Source organism: Arthrobacter sp. 10T44 (assembly GCF_056393885.1).
This window is the reverse complement of sequence record NZ_JBFTGT010000013.1, coordinates 1-12,396: the sequence shown is the minus strand read 5'-3', so window position 1 is coordinate 12,396 and position 12,396 is coordinate 1. Positions and strand designations below refer to the sequence as shown.

The 12,396-nt window shown below is 67.4% G+C and carries 14 protein-coding genes; 10 read left to right on the top strand and 4 right to left on the bottom strand.

Annotation, left to right across the window (positions count from 1 at the left end):
- From AC1DBL_RS16350 to AC1DBL_RS16340, 3 genes are all read left to right on the top strand, one after another.
- On the top strand, positions 1 to 897 hold the full coding sequence (locus AC1DBL_RS16350) for an ABC transporter ATP-binding protein (protein ID WP_476926484.1): 897 nt from the start codon (positions 1 to 3) through the stop codon (positions 895 to 897).
- Entirely contained in the window at positions 894 to 1,964 is a 1,071-nt protein-coding gene (locus AC1DBL_RS16345) for a siderophore-interacting protein (RefSeq protein ID WP_476926483.1), read from the top strand. Before AC1DBL_RS16350 ends, AC1DBL_RS16345 begins: the two co-directional genes overlap by 4 nt.
- A 78-nt stretch (positions 1,965 to 2,042) precedes the next feature.
- Positions 2,043 to 2,867 (top strand): SGNH/GDSL hydrolase family protein, encoded by an 825-nt coding sequence (locus tag AC1DBL_RS16340; RefSeq protein WP_441419295.1) that lies wholly within the window; start codon positions 2,043 to 2,045, stop codon positions 2,865 to 2,867.
- 1 nt (position 2,868) lies between these two features.
- Here the strand turns inward: AC1DBL_RS16340 and AC1DBL_RS16335 are convergent, their stop codons facing one another.
- Positions 2,869 to 3,156: a YciI family protein gene (locus AC1DBL_RS16335; protein ID WP_441419296.1), complete on the bottom strand. Its 288-nt coding sequence runs from the start codon at positions 3,154 to 3,156 to the stop codon at positions 2,869 to 2,871.
- A gap of 91 nt (positions 3,157 to 3,247) precedes the next feature.
- Here AC1DBL_RS16335 and AC1DBL_RS16330 point away from each other — a divergent pair, with 91 nt between their 5' ends.
- From AC1DBL_RS16330 to AC1DBL_RS16315, 4 genes are read left to right on the top strand one after another with little or no spacing between them, the layout of a single operon-like run.
- On the top strand, positions 3,248 to 3,736 hold the full coding sequence (locus AC1DBL_RS16330) for a MarR family winged helix-turn-helix transcriptional regulator (RefSeq protein WP_441419297.1): 489 nt from the start codon (positions 3,248 to 3,250) through the stop codon (positions 3,734 to 3,736).
- A 45-nt stretch (positions 3,737 to 3,781) separates the two neighbouring features.
- Positions 3,782 to 5,599 carry a glutaminase A gene (gene glsA, locus AC1DBL_RS16325; protein ID WP_476926482.1) on the top strand — a complete coding sequence of 606 codons (1,818 nt, stop codon included), beginning with the start codon at positions 3,782 to 3,784 and terminating at the stop codon, positions 5,597 to 5,599.
- 56 nt (positions 5,600 to 5,655) lie between these two features.
- Complete coding sequence (locus tag AC1DBL_RS16320) at positions 5,656 to 6,417, top strand: SGNH/GDSL hydrolase family protein (RefSeq protein WP_476926481.1); 762 nt, start codon at positions 5,656 to 5,658, stop codon at positions 6,415 to 6,417.
- A gap of 50 nt (positions 6,418 to 6,467) precedes the next feature.
- Positions 6,468 to 7,880, top strand: coding sequence for a GH1 family beta-glucosidase (locus AC1DBL_RS16315; protein WP_441419300.1), 1,413 nt, complete (start codon positions 6,468 to 6,470; stop codon positions 7,878 to 7,880).
- Positions 7,881 to 7,931: 51 nt separating this feature from the next.
- Here AC1DBL_RS16315 and AC1DBL_RS16310 read toward each other — a convergent pair whose 3' ends face one another.
- Genes AC1DBL_RS16310 through AC1DBL_RS16300 form a run of 3 tightly spaced genes read right to left on the bottom strand, consistent with a single transcriptional unit; the run spans position 7,932 to position 10,658 of the window.
- Complete coding sequence (locus tag AC1DBL_RS16310; protein ID WP_476917595.1) at positions 7,932 to 8,738, bottom strand: FAD:protein FMN transferase; 807 nt, start codon at positions 8,736 to 8,738, stop codon at positions 7,932 to 7,934.
- On the bottom strand, positions 8,722 to 9,219 hold the full coding sequence (locus AC1DBL_RS16305) for an FMN-binding protein (RefSeq protein ID WP_476926480.1): 498 nt from the start codon (positions 9,217 to 9,219) through the stop codon (positions 8,722 to 8,724). The genes AC1DBL_RS16310 and AC1DBL_RS16305 overlap by 17 nt, the downstream gene beginning before the upstream one ends.
- On the bottom strand, positions 9,216 to 10,658 hold the full coding sequence (locus tag AC1DBL_RS16300; protein WP_476926479.1) for a ferredoxin reductase family protein: 1,443 nt from the start codon (positions 10,656 to 10,658) through the stop codon (positions 9,216 to 9,218). The genes AC1DBL_RS16305 and AC1DBL_RS16300 overlap by 4 nt, the downstream gene beginning before the upstream one ends.
- A gap of 473 nt (positions 10,659 to 11,131) precedes the next feature.
- On the opposite strand from AC1DBL_RS16300, the gene rpmB reads away from it, so the two are divergent.
- The 3 genes from rpmB to rpsN are packed head-to-tail and all read left to right on the top strand — an operon-like array spanning position 11,132 to position 11,845.
- Positions 11,132 to 11,368 carry a 50S ribosomal protein L28 gene (gene rpmB / locus AC1DBL_RS16295; RefSeq protein ID WP_011693744.1) on the top strand — a complete coding sequence of 79 codons (237 nt, stop codon included), beginning with the start codon at positions 11,132 to 11,134 and terminating at the stop codon, positions 11,366 to 11,368.
- Complete coding sequence (gene rpmG / locus AC1DBL_RS16290) at positions 11,368 to 11,535, top strand: 50S ribosomal protein L33 (protein ID WP_056737121.1); 168 nt, start codon at positions 11,368 to 11,370, stop codon at positions 11,533 to 11,535. Before rpmB ends, rpmG begins: the two co-directional genes overlap by 1 nt.
- 4 nt (positions 11,536 to 11,539) lie before the next feature.
- Entirely contained in the window at positions 11,540 to 11,845 is a 306-nt protein-coding gene (gene rpsN, locus AC1DBL_RS16285) for a 30S ribosomal protein S14 (protein WP_043485315.1), read from the top strand.
- The last annotated feature ends 551 nt before the right edge of the window (positions 11,846 to 12,396 follow it).

Below are 12,396 nucleotides of genomic sequence, written 5' to 3'. Positions count from 1 at the left end.
ATGGCAACCCTGAACGCCTCCGGCCTGACGCTGAAATACGATCAGCGGACCGTCATCGAGGACCTGAGCACCGAGATTCCCGAGGGCAAAGTCACCATGATCGTCGGAGCCAACGCCTGCGGAAAATCGACGCTGCTCCGGGCACTGTCCCGGCTGCTCAAACCCGCGTCCGGCACAGTGACTCTTGGCGGCAAGGACATCCACACGAGGCCGGCCCGCGAGGTTGCCCGCGTACTCGGCCTGCTCCCGCAGCACCCGACTGCGCCCGACGGCATCACGGTCCGGGACCTGGTGGGCCGCGGCCGCTTCCCGCATCAGGGCTTCTTCCGCGGCTGGTCCGGCGGGGCATCCCCGGACGATCAGCGCGCGGTGCTCAACGCCATGTCCGCCACTGACACCCTGGACCTGGCGGACCGCTCCGTGGACCAGCTCTCCGGCGGCCAGCGTCAGCGTGCTTGGATCGCGATGGCGCTGGCCCAGGAGACCGAGGTTCTGTTGCTCGATGAACCCACCACCTACCTTGACCTCGCGCACCAGGTGGAAGTCCTGGATCTGCTGACGGACCTGAACCGCCGGCGCGGCACCACCGTGGCGATCGTGCTGCATGACCTCAACCTCGCAGCACGCTACGCGGACCACGTCATCGCCATGAAGGGCGGCCGGATCGCGGCCGAAGGGGACTCCGGGGCTGTTATCACGGAGGCCTTAGTCCGCGACGTCTTTGGACTGGAATCCCGGGTGGTGCCCGACCCCGCCTCAGGCACACCGCTGGTCGTCCCCCTCGGCCGCCACCACACCGCACCCGCCCCCTCCGCCCATGCCCCCTCCGCCCATGCCCCCTCCGCCCATGCCCCCTCCGCCGCAGCACCGAAGCCGCAACTGGAGCTGATCCCATGACTGAAACGCCTTCCCCGTCCCCTGCCTCCGCGACGGTGACAGTTCTGCCCGCCGCCGAGCCCATGACCGCGGCGTTCGACGTCCGCGTCACCGCCGTGGAACAGCTCAGCCCGAACTTCCGCCGGATCACCTTCGGCGGCTACTCGCTGCGGCACTTCGGCGTGCACGGAAACACCCTGGACCTGCGGATCAAGGTCATGATTCCCTCCCGGGCCGCCGACGGCCGCGACATCCCGCTGCCCGAATTCCGGACCGAGAAGCCCGCCTGGTACAGCGAATGGCTGGCCCTCGACCCGGCTGTCCGCGGCGCCATGCGCACCTACACCGTGCGGCAGGCGCGCCTGGATGCCGTCTTCCCCGAGATCGACGTCGACTTCGTGCTGCACCTCGACGCGTCCGGCCACGGCGGCCCCGCCGCCGAGTGGGCAGCCCGGGCAAGGCCGGGTGACGGCTTGGTCCTGATCGGACCCAACAACCGGGCTGCGCACTGTGTCACGGCGGAAAGTTACGCCGGCATTGAATGGCGTCCGGGACTGGCCCAGCGGGTGCTGTTGGCGGGGGATGAAACCGCGGTTCCGGCGATCGGGGCCATCCTGGAAAGCCTCCCGCCGCACCTAAGCGGCCAGGCCCTGCTGGAGGTGCCCTCCGCCGCCGACTTCCAGGACCTCGTCTCACCCGCCGACGTCGCCATCACCTGGCTGGCCCGCGGGAGTGCGCACGGGCGCCTGCCGCACGGGGCGCGCCTCCAGGCGGCTGTTCGTGCGGCCGTGCCGCCGCCGGGCTGGGTGGCTGCCACCGCGCAGCCCCGCTCTGTCGGACCGGACCTCGAGGACGTCAACGTGGACCGGGACATCCTCTGGGAAACCCCGGCACGGCTGGACGCGACGGCCATCAGGACCGGCCGGAACCCGGACAAGCCGGCCGGTGCCCTGCCGTTCTACGCGTGGATCGCCGGTGAGGCGGGCACCGTCAGGGAGTTGCGGCGCTACCTGGTGCGGGACGTGGGGATCGACCGGAAGCAGGTCGCGTTTATGGGGTACTGGCGGCTGGGGAAAGCGGAACTCTAGGCCGATTCCCCGGACCGCCGCACCCGTTGTGCCCCCCACGTTAACCCCGACGTCGTCCGGCGGGACTACCGTGGCGCCATGGCCGAGAACCTTCCAGCCCCGGGCACTCATGGACGGCGGCTCTTCGTCGCCCTGGGGGACTCGTTCACCGAGGGCGTGGGGGACCACAGCAAGCGCCTGCCCAACGGGGTCCGCGGCTGGGCGGACCGGGTTGCGGAGAAGCTGGCGAAGGCGGAGCCGGGCTGGGAGTACGCCAATCTCGCCATCCGGAGCAAACGGCTTCGCCACATCATCGGCGAGCAGCTGGAACCGGCGCTTGCCATGGAACCGACCCTGGTGACCCTGTACGCCGGCGGCAACGACATCCTGGACTTCGGAACGGACATCGAAGACCTGATGGATGATTACGAATTCCTGGTGGCGAAGCTGGCCGCCAGTGGAGCCACGGTGGTGCTGTTCACGGGCTTTGACGTGAAGGTCTCGGTGCTGCTGGAGCCGCTGAAGCGGCGCAACGCCCTATACAACCGGCGCGTCCGGGAGCTGGCTGCCTGGTACGGTGCGGTGCTGGTGGACTACTGGTGCTTTGATGCCTTCCACGACCCGCGGATGTGGGATGCGGACCGGCTCCACATGTCCAAGGCCGGCCACAAATACCTTGCCGCGCAGGTCCTGGACCAGCTCGGCGTGCCGCACAACATCAGCCCCAAGGAATGGGGGCCGCCGGACCGGCTCGGGCTCCGGGACTGGGAACGCCGGCAGCGCCGCTGGGTGCACGACTGGGTGCTTCCCCTCTTTGGCCGCAAGCTGCGCGGCGTCACGCTGGGGGATGAGCTCAAGCCGCGCTGGCCGGACCCGGTGAGAGTCCCGCGCAAAGGCGGGCTGAAAAAGCTGCTGGCCGGCTGAGCTAGCTGTCCAGCAGGTTTTCGTACCCGGGGGCGACGCGGCTGGCGTGGAACTCTTCGACGTCGAAGTCGGCCACGCCGTTGACGTAGAAGGGGTCCTTGGACAGTGCCGCGTCCAAGTCGGCGCGGTCCGCGTTGGACAGCAGGAGGCCGCCGGTGCGGGGGATCTTGCGGCCTGCCACCATAAAGACGCCGCGGTCGAACGCATCCTGCAGCCAGGCGACGTGCGCCGGCAGGTGGAAGTCGACGATCTCTTCGGGCACCTTGTAGGTCAGGGAGACTACGTACATAGCGCCAGCCTACCGCCGGGCGGCAAGAAGGCAGGAACCAAAACCGGCCCGATGTTGAACCGTCAAGCATCGAGGCTCCTAGAATGGAGCCATGACCGAACCGCGCTGGCTCAATGCCGACGAACGCCGCGCCTGGCTAGCCCAGCTGAGCATCAACACGCTGTTGCCCGCCGCGCTGGACACGCAGCTGCATGCGGCCGGGAAACTCTCCCTGTTCGACTACAACGTCCTGGCCATGCTCTCCGAAGCCGAGGGCCGGTACCTGCCGATGAGCGAACTCGCGGCGCGCACCAGCGCCTCGCTGTCCCGGCTCTCGCACGTGGTCACCAAACTGCAGAACCGCGGATGGCTGGAACGCCGGCCGCACCCCGGCGACGCCCGCGTGACCACGGCACACCTCACCGAGGCCGGCATGGCCACCATCGAGGGGCTCGCCCCGGGTCATGTCGAAGCGGTCCGCGCACTGTTCCTGGACGCACTCGATCCGGACGACATCGCGGCCTTGGCCCGTATCGGCGAAAAGATCGTGTCCCGGCTCGACGCCGGCCACTGGATCCTGCGGGAGAACAAACGGGCCTGAGACCCGGGGGCGGCCAGCGGCCCGGTGTCCCCTAGTCTTGGCATTATGGAATCGCCGATCGACAGCTATCTCCGCCAGATCCACGCCGAGATCTCGCTGCTCAAGGACGGCAAGCCTTACAGCAGCATTCCGGCCATGGCCAACGTGGATCCGGACAACTTCGGCATCGCCCTCGCGACCGTTGACGGCAAGGTGTACGAAATCGGTGACACCCGCGAGGAGTTCACTATCCAGTCCATCTCCAAGCCCTTCACCTACGGACTGGCACTCGAGGACCTTGGCGCCGAGGCCGTGGACGCCAAGGTCGACGTGGAACCGTCAGGTGATTCCTTCAACGAGATCTCCCTCGCCGAAGGGACGGGGCGGCCTGCCAACGCGATGATCAACGCCGGGGCCCTCACCGCCACCTCCCTGATTAGGGGATCAGGCGGGCAGTCCGGGTTCAAACGGATACTCAGCACGTACTCCGGGTTCGCAGGCCGTCAGCTCTCGGTCAACGAGCAGGTCTACGAATCCGAGCTCAAACACGGCCACCGCAATACAGCCCTCGCCTACCTGCTTCGCTCCTTCAACATCATCGAAGACGACCCGACACCGGTTCTGCAGGACTACTTCCGGCAGTGCTCGGTCCTGGTCAACTGCTTCGACCTCTCGATCATGGCGGCCACGCTGGCCAACGGCGGCCGGAACCCGCTCAGCGGCAAACAGGTGCTTGAGATCGGGCCGGTGGAGCGAGTGCTGTCCGTCATGATGACCTCTGGCATGTACGACGACGCCGGCGCCTGGATCAGCAGCGTGGGGATGCCGGGCAAGAGCGGGGTAGCGGGCGGCATCATCGCCGTGCTGCCCGGCCAGGTGGGCCTGGCGGTCTACTCACCGCCGCTGGATGAGCACGGCAGCAGCGTCCGCGGGCTGGCCACCGCGCAGCGACTCTCCCGCGACATGGAACTCCACTTCGTCCGGGCGGCCCGGGCGGGCCGGTCCGCCATCCTCGCCGCCTACGACGTCACCGAAACACCCTCGGGCATCCGCCGCAACGACGAGGCCGCCGATGTCCTGCGTGCCCACGGCCACCGGGCCCGGGTGATCGAACTCAACGGCGACCTTCTCTTCGCCGGGACTGAATCCATGGTGCGTGAGGTCAGCGGCCTGGCCGACGACGTCGCGCTGGTGATCCTGGACATGCGGCGCACGGACCAAGTCAGCGAGGTTGCAGTGCGTACGCTGGCCAGAATGAGGCAGGGGATGGCCGACGCCGGGCGCGACCTGGTGCTGGTTGAGGCGGACGGGTCGGTCACCGAAGCCCTGGCAACGTCAAGCGAGCGCCCGGTTCCGTCCTTCACAACACGGAGCGCCGCCGTCGAATACTGCGAAAACCGCCTGCTGGAGCGCCACGGGGACCATCTGCTGATCCCGGACCACGTTCCCGTCACCGCCTCGCCCGCGCTGGCGCCCCTGGAGGAAGCGGAGGCGGCGGCGCTGGAAGCGCTGATGACGCCGAAATCCTATGGCGACGGCGACGTAATCCGGCGTGTAGGTTTGCGGTTCGGCGGGGTCTACTTCATCACCTCCGGAAAAGTCAGCAGCACGTCGCCCGGGCCCACCGCGGACCGGGTCAAGCTGAACACCCTCAGCGCCGGGATGACCTTTGGCGAACTGGCGCTGGGCAGCGGCAACCGGCAGGAAACCACCGTCCGGGCAGTGGGGCCGGTAGAGGTCATGGTGCTCAGTGTGGAGGCGATCGCCGAGCTGGAAGCCGCCGACCCTCACCTGGCCATTGCCTTGTGGAAAGCCCTGACCCGGGATGCTTACACCCGGGTGGAGCAGTACCTGCGAGAAACGGCGGTCCGGATCCGCGAGTAGCAGCTGCGGCGATTCCCCGGTGTGACCCACCCAGGGGGCTCTGGCAGACTGAATCCATGGATTTCACAGCCCGCTACGTTGCACTCGGAGACTCCTTTACCGAAGGCGTCGGCGACGACCACCCGGCCCGCCCCAACGGCGTGCGGGGCTGGGCCGACAGGGTGGCAGAGCAGCTGGGCGCGGCCGACCCGGGCTTCGGCTACGCCAACCTCGCCATCCGCGGGAGGAAGCTCCGCCAGATCATGGCCGAACAGGTGGACGCCGCAGTCGCACTCAAACCCACCCTGGTGAGCATCTACGCCGGCGCGAATGACATCCTCCGTCCCAAGATCGACATCGATGACCTGCTGGTGGAATACGACGCCGGCATCCGGAAACTGAAGGCCACCGGTGCCACCGTGGTGATGTTTACCGGTTTCGACGCGCGCGGCTCCAAAGTCTTCGGGACCATGCGGGGGCGGACCGCCATCTACAACGAACTTGTCCGCGGCATCGCCGGAGACCACGATGCCCTGCTGGTGGACTACTGGCGCTTCAACGAGTACTACGACTGGGGCATGTGGGCGACCGACCGGATGCACATGTCCGCTGCCGGCCATGCCAACATGGCCAGGCGCGTCCTCACCGTGCTGGAGCACGACCACTCGATCGATGTGCCGCCGATGACGCCGGTCCCGGAGCTCAGCCGCTCCGAGGCGCTCCGTGCGAATGCCCGCTGGGTGGGCGAGTTCGCCGGGCCCTGGGTGGTGCGCCGGGTCACCGGCAAGTCCTCCGGCGACGGCCTCTCGCCGCGGTATCCTCAGCTCACCCGTCTCTAGTACGACGCCCTCTGGCCCGACGCACTCCCGCCCCAAGGAGCAGTAACAGGATGAACAGCAGCCCCCTCACCTTTCCTGCCGGCTTCCTGTGGGGTGCTGCCACCGCGGCCTACCAAATCGAAGGAGCCGCCCACGAGGGAGGCCGCGGGGAATCCATCTGGGACGTCTTCTGCCGCGTGCCCGGGGCGGTCGCGGATGCGCACAACGGCGATGTCGCCTGCGACCACTACCACCGTTCGGCCCAGGACGTCGGGCTCATGCGGGACCTGAACCTGGCCGCCTACCGCTTCTCCATCTCCTGGGCCCGCTGCATGCCCGACGGTGTGACGCCGAACCCCGAGGGCATCGCGTTTTACTCGCGGCTGGTCGATCAACTGCTCGCTGCGGGCATCACGCCCTGGATCACGCTGTACCACTGGGACCTGCCGCAGGCGCTGGAGGACAAGGGCGGCTGGGCCGCGCGGGAAACGGCTGAGCGCTTTGCCGACTATGCCGCGGTGATGCACGAGGCCCTCGGTGACCGGGTCCGGATCTGGACCACGCTCAACGAGCCCTGGGTCTCGGCCTTCCTCGGCTATGCTGCGGGCATCCACGCCCCCGGACGGCAGGACCCCGCCGCGGCGCTCGCGGCGGTCCACCACCTGCTGCTGGGCCATGGCTTGGCCGTCCGCGCGCTCCGCCGGCAGGATCCTGAGGCGACCCTGGGAATCACGTTGAACCTGACGGTGGCCGATCCGGCCGACCCGGGCCGGGATGGGGACCTCGACGCCGCCCGGAGAGTTGACGGACAGTCGAACCGGATGTTCCTGGACCCGCTGTTCCGGGGTGAATACCCGGCCGATGTGCTTGCCGACGTGGCCCACCTCGGCATGGCCGAGGTCGTCCGGCCCGGGGATCTCGACATCATTTCGCAGCCCCTCGATCTGCTGGGCGTCAACTACTACCACGGGGACGCATTCACCAAGGATCCGGCGCCGCACCCCGGACCGGCCGGAGGAGCTCCCGCGTCGCCCTTGGTCGCGGCCGACGGCGTCCGGCAGGTGCCCCGCGGACTGCCCGTCACCGGAATGGGCTGGGAAATACAGCCCGAGGGCCTCCGCCGGCTGCTGAACCGGCTGCAGCGTGAATACACCGGGCCGGCCGGGGTCCCGATCTACATCACGGAAAACGGCGCCGCCTTCGAAGACGTTCCGGACGCAGATGGCTTCGTGGATGACCAGGCACGGCTGGCGTTCTTCGATCAACATCTGCGGGCAGTCCACGAGTCACTGGCGGACGGCGTGGACGTCCGCGGATATTTCGCATGGTCCCTGCTGGACAACTTCGAATGGGCCTTCGGCTATCACCAGCGCTTCGGGTTGGTCCGGGTGGACTACGAGACGCAGCGCCGCATCCCCAAGGCGAGCGGTCTTTGGTACTCGCGTGTTGCGGCGTCGAACGCGCTGCCAGCCGCGGGCGGGTAGCCGGCCCGGTCAACAGCGACGGGTGGGGGGAGCGCCCGCGCCGAACCCAAGTCAGGCGCGGAACCCCGGCGTCGCGAGGATGCCCCCGTCGGTCCGAATGGCGAGCACCTCAACGTCCCAGCCGCTCGTCGCCCGGTTGAGCATGCGGACCCCGCCCGCCACGATGGCGGTCGCGAGCACATCGGCGGTGAGAATGTCCGCCGCGGCGACCGAGACTTGGCTGAACTCGCTGACGCCGGAGCCGCGGGTCCAGATGTGGTCACCTCGTTCGGCGGAGCCGGAGGTGGCCAGGGCCCCGATGCCGGTGCTGCCGCCCAACGGGTAAGCGGCGATCAGGGTCGTGCGGTCCTGCGGATCCACGACGCCGGCCTGCCACGCCGCCCGGCTGCCCACGATGGGTGAACCGGCCACCAACACGTCACCGCCGGCGTTCAGGCACCAGTCGGCCAGCCCCCGTGACTGCAAGAGGGCCCCCGCTTCCTTGATCGCGAGCCCTTTCACCAGCCCGGAAAGGTCCGGCACTCCGTCCGGACGTTCCGGCGTGAACGCGCCCTCCGTCTGGAGGCGCCATTCGGCCGCGTCGGCGTAGCAGTCCCGGAGTTCTTGCGAGGCCTCCCGCAGCGAGAGCTCCCCGGCCGCCAGCCTGCTGGCCTCGGAACCGGGCCGGTAAAGGCTGAAGCGGGCGTCGAGTTCCCCGAAACGCCGTTCGACGACGCCGGCGGCCTCCGCCAGCGCCGCTTCGGCGTCCGCCGTCCAGTCCTCTGGTCCGAGGGGAACGGTAAGGCTGACGACCGTCCCCATGCACCGGAAGGTCTTGGCCTTCAGCTCCGGCCGGACCAGCTCAGACGTGGGCTGCATCGAGGGCCGCCTGGAGCGAGGTCAGGTAAGCATCACTGGTGACGGTGGCTCCGCTGATGGTCTGCACGTTGGCCGACTGGGCCTGGAGCACCTCAGCGCGCAGCAGGGGTGCGGCGTAGTCGCTGATCTGTACCGACCGGCCGCCGTCGTCGGTGAGTTGGAGTGCGGTGACATCCGAGATGGTGCCGCCGCTGACGGTGATTTGCACCTGGACCGGACCGAAGCGGGTCTGCACGACGTCGCCGGTAAAGGTTCCTCCGGCCTTCGCTGCCGCGCCGGTCGAGCTGGAGGAACCCGTGGTTCCCGTGGCTCCCGAGGACGGCGCGGAACTCCCCGCCGAACCGCTCGAGCCCGACCCGGTGGTGCCCGCCGTGGTGCCGACGGCGCTGGCCGTGTTCGCTACATGCGCTCCCGACTGCCAGCCGGCCACAAGGATCCCGACCGAGGCCAGGGTTGCTGAAACTACTGCGCGAATTCTCACCAGTCGAACCTTTCGTAGTGGAGTTGCTCTTCCCGCACGCCCGCCCGGCGCGCGTCATCCAGGACGTTTCTTGCCCAGTCCGCGGGGCCGCAGACGTAGACGTCCGCGTCGGTGAGGTTTGGTGCGTAGCTCGCCAGCCGGTAACCGGAGCGAGCTTCGGTTTCCGGTTGCCAGGTTTGGACGCCCCGCGGCCGGCGCCCGGTCAGATGGAATAAGGTCGCGCCACGGCGTTGGCAGAGCTCGAGGATTTCATCGCCGAGGTACAGACCGGACCGGCTGTGGCCGCGGAGGATCACGGTCGCATCGCCCGGCGCGAACGGAGTGCTCTCCAGCAGCGCGCGGATGGGGGTGATGCCGATGCCGGCACCAATCATCACAACGTGCTGCCGGCTGCGGGCGGCGGTGCTGAAGAGCCCGTACGGGCCTTCGATTGCCACCCGGGTACCGGGCTTCAGCCGGGCCAGGCTCGCGGAGCCCCTGCCAAGGTTCCGGACCGTAATCCGCAGCCGGCCACCGCCGTCGGCGTCGAACTGCAAGGGCTCAGCGGAAAGGCTGAACGGGTGCGGGTGCCACCACTGCCCCGGGGCGAGAAAGCGCCAGATGAAGAACCGTCCACCGCTGCCGGCCAGCTCGTCGAGATGCCGGCCCGTCATTTCGATGCTGACCACGCCGTGACCGGCGGCCACCACCCGGCTTACCCGCAGCTGATGCCGGACCGTGGCGACAATGGGCTCGAGAACCCGGTAATGCAGCAGCGCGGCGCCCGTCGCGATGCAGATCGCAAGCCAATACCAGCGCTGCCAGGTGCCTTCGGCGAAGAGTCCACCGACGCTGAACTGGTGCGGCAGTGAGGTCAGCACGGCGGCGTAGGTCAGCAGATGGACGACATACCAGAACTCATAGGGAAACCGACGGCGGACGGCGACCAGGGAGGTGACGACGACGGCGATAAAAAGTGCCATGGACACGAACGCCAGCCACATGTCGGGGACCTTGACCCACAGGGCCACTGACTCGCTGATCGGGTCAAGCCCCTCTGCCAGCCCGTAGCCGAGCGCGATCAGAACGCCGTGCGCCAGCAGTAGGTACAGGGACGGCTTGCCGAGTTTTCGGTGGAATTCAAGGGCGCGGTCATGGCCAACAGCCCCGTCGATGACGGGGAGGCGTGCGGCGAGGAGCAGCATGAGCAGCACCAGGTCCATCCCGGCGAGCCCCGCGACGATCCCCATCGCCGTGAACGCTCCGGCGACGCTTGAGAATCCGGCGACGCCGCCGTCGGCCAGCCACAACGCCACGGCACCGGCCACCGACGCCCATGCGATCACGGTGAGCAGGTCTGCCTTGAACAGCCGTTTGCGGTACTGCCCCTTGAAGGGGTTGCCGGCGGCAGGCGCCCGTCGGGCCGCGGGCTGCAAGGCAGTCTGGGTTGGTGTGTTCATGAATCCAGAATCTGCCCGTTGCCTTTCATTTTGCTGTGAAAGGACTGCGCCGCTGATGTGACTTGCCTGCGCGGGGACGGCCGCCGCTTATACACCCTGCGGGCCCGGATTGGTCTTTAATTCGCCAAGCTCGTAGACTTGGTAGGCGCTAGGTGGCGCGGAGCGTGTGCAATTGCTCCGGTTGGCGGAAATGGCTGAGGAATCAGGCACTCCCGGTGGCCGGTAGTTAGGGGCTCAAGTTGCGTGCACTCCTGTATTCGCCCAGTATCCCGGCACTTCGCAGTGATTCCTTTTGGTTATCGCCGCCCGGTGCCTGTGACCCACAATCTTCGCCGCAGTGAGGACTGCAGCCGGTTCAGCCGGCTGTCGGACTGCTGCGGAACGCAGGTGGGGCTGGCTGCGGACGCCGCCGATCGCACGGCTATGCGGAACTCCGCCAGCCGTTTCATATTATTTTCATTAGGAGAGTCGTCATGGCAGCACACTGCCAGGTGACCGGAGCCGAGCCGGGCTTTGGACACAGCATTTCGCACTCGCACCGCCGCAACAAGCGCCGGTTCGACCCGAACATCCAGAAGAAGCGCTACTGGGTCCCGTCCCTGCGCCGTAATGTCACCCTGCAGGTCTCTGCACGTGGCATCAAGACCATCGACGTACGCGGCATTGACGTAGTCGTCGCCGCCATCCTGGCACGAGGAGTGAAGCTCTAGTGGCAAAGGACAAGGACGTACGTCCGATCATCAAGCTCAAGTCGACCGCGGGCACGGGTTACACCTACGTGACGCGCAAGAACCGTCGTAACGACCCGGACCGCATGGTCCTGCGGAAGTACGATCCCAAAATCCGCCAGCACGTCGAATTCCGAGAGGAGCGCTAAACACATGGCTAAGAAGTCAATGATCGCTAAGAACGAACAGCGTAAAGTCATCGTCGAGCGTTACGCTGCAAAGCGCCTCGAACTGAAGAAGGCTCTGGTTGACCCCAACTCAACCGACGAAGCACGCGAAGCTGCACGCCTCGGCCTGCAGAAGCTGCCCCGCAACGCCTCGCCGGTCCGCCTGCGTAACCGCGACATCATCGACGGCCGCCCCCGCGGCACGTTCCAGAAGTTCGGTATCTCCCGTGTTCGCTTCCGCGACATGGCTCACCGCGGTGAGCTCCCGGGCATCACGAAGTCTTCCTGGTAATTCAGCACTCCTGAAGCCAGTGGCTTGAAGAAGGGCCGGCAACCAAATGGTTGCCGGCCCTTCTTGCGTTTAAGCCGGTGTTGCGCACGCCGGCTCCTCGTCCCTCGGCCTCCGCCCACCGCCGCCCACGGTGTCGGCACCACGCGTGGCCCGGTGACGGAGCCCACACCGACGACTTTGGATGCCGGACCTCGACTTCCCGCGCCCCGCGGGCCGTTTTGGCGCGGATTTCCGGGGTTTGTGGCGCGGGGAGGTGCTTGCGGGGTCCGATTTGTATGGGGTCGGGTTGGTGTGTAAAGTAGTTCGAGTCGCCGCCGCTGAAGCGGAAAGATAGCGACCGACCCCCCTGATAAACGGCCTGGAAAACGGCGCGGAATGTTGCGCGCTTTATAAGGGTGGGGACCCCTGTGGAATTGTGAATGGCGGAAACGCCGGTTTGCAAAGCTTCATGGATTCGGGTAAGTTTGAAAAGTTGCTCCGGAGCGATCCTGGACCGTTGGGTTTGGGTGGTGCCGGGTGTGTCTGTTGTTTGAGAACTCAATAGTGTGCCA

Excerpts from the sequence above, each read along its gene's own strand:
- AC1DBL_RS16350 (WP_476926484.1), top strand. The coding sequence starts at position 1 with ATGGCAACCCTGAACGCCTCCGGCCTGACGCTGAAATACGATCAGCGG.
- AC1DBL_RS16345 (WP_476926483.1), top strand. The coding sequence starts at position 894 with ATGACTGAAACGCCTTCCCCGTCCCCTGCCTCCGCGACGGTGACAGTT.
- AC1DBL_RS16340 (WP_441419295.1), top strand. The coding sequence starts at position 2,043 with ATGGCCGAGAACCTTCCAGCCCCGGGCACTCATGGACGGCGGCTCTTC.
- AC1DBL_RS16335 (WP_441419296.1), bottom strand. The coding sequence starts at position 3,156 with ATGTACGTAGTCTCCCTGACCTACAAGGTGCCCGAAGAGATCGTCGAC.
- AC1DBL_RS16330 (WP_441419297.1), top strand. The coding sequence starts at position 3,248 with ATGACCGAACCGCGCTGGCTCAATGCCGACGAACGCCGCGCCTGGCTA.
- glsA (WP_476926482.1), top strand. The coding sequence starts at position 3,782 with ATGGAATCGCCGATCGACAGCTATCTCCGCCAGATCCACGCCGAGATC.
- AC1DBL_RS16320 (WP_476926481.1), top strand. The coding sequence starts at position 5,656 with ATGGATTTCACAGCCCGCTACGTTGCACTCGGAGACTCCTTTACCGAA.
- AC1DBL_RS16315 (WP_441419300.1), top strand. The coding sequence starts at position 6,468 with ATGAACAGCAGCCCCCTCACCTTTCCTGCCGGCTTCCTGTGGGGTGCT.
- AC1DBL_RS16310 (WP_476917595.1), bottom strand. The coding sequence starts at position 8,738 with ATGCAGCCCACGTCTGAGCTGGTCCGGCCGGAGCTGAAGGCCAAGACC.
- AC1DBL_RS16300 (WP_476926479.1), bottom strand. The coding sequence starts at position 10,658 with ATGAACACACCAACCCAGACTGCCTTGCAGCCCGCGGCCCGACGGGCG.
- rpmB (WP_011693744.1), top strand. The coding sequence starts at position 11,132 with ATGGCAGCACACTGCCAGGTGACCGGAGCCGAGCCGGGCTTTGGACAC.
- rpsN (WP_043485315.1), top strand. The coding sequence starts at position 11,540 with ATGGCTAAGAAGTCAATGATCGCTAAGAACGAACAGCGTAAAGTCATC.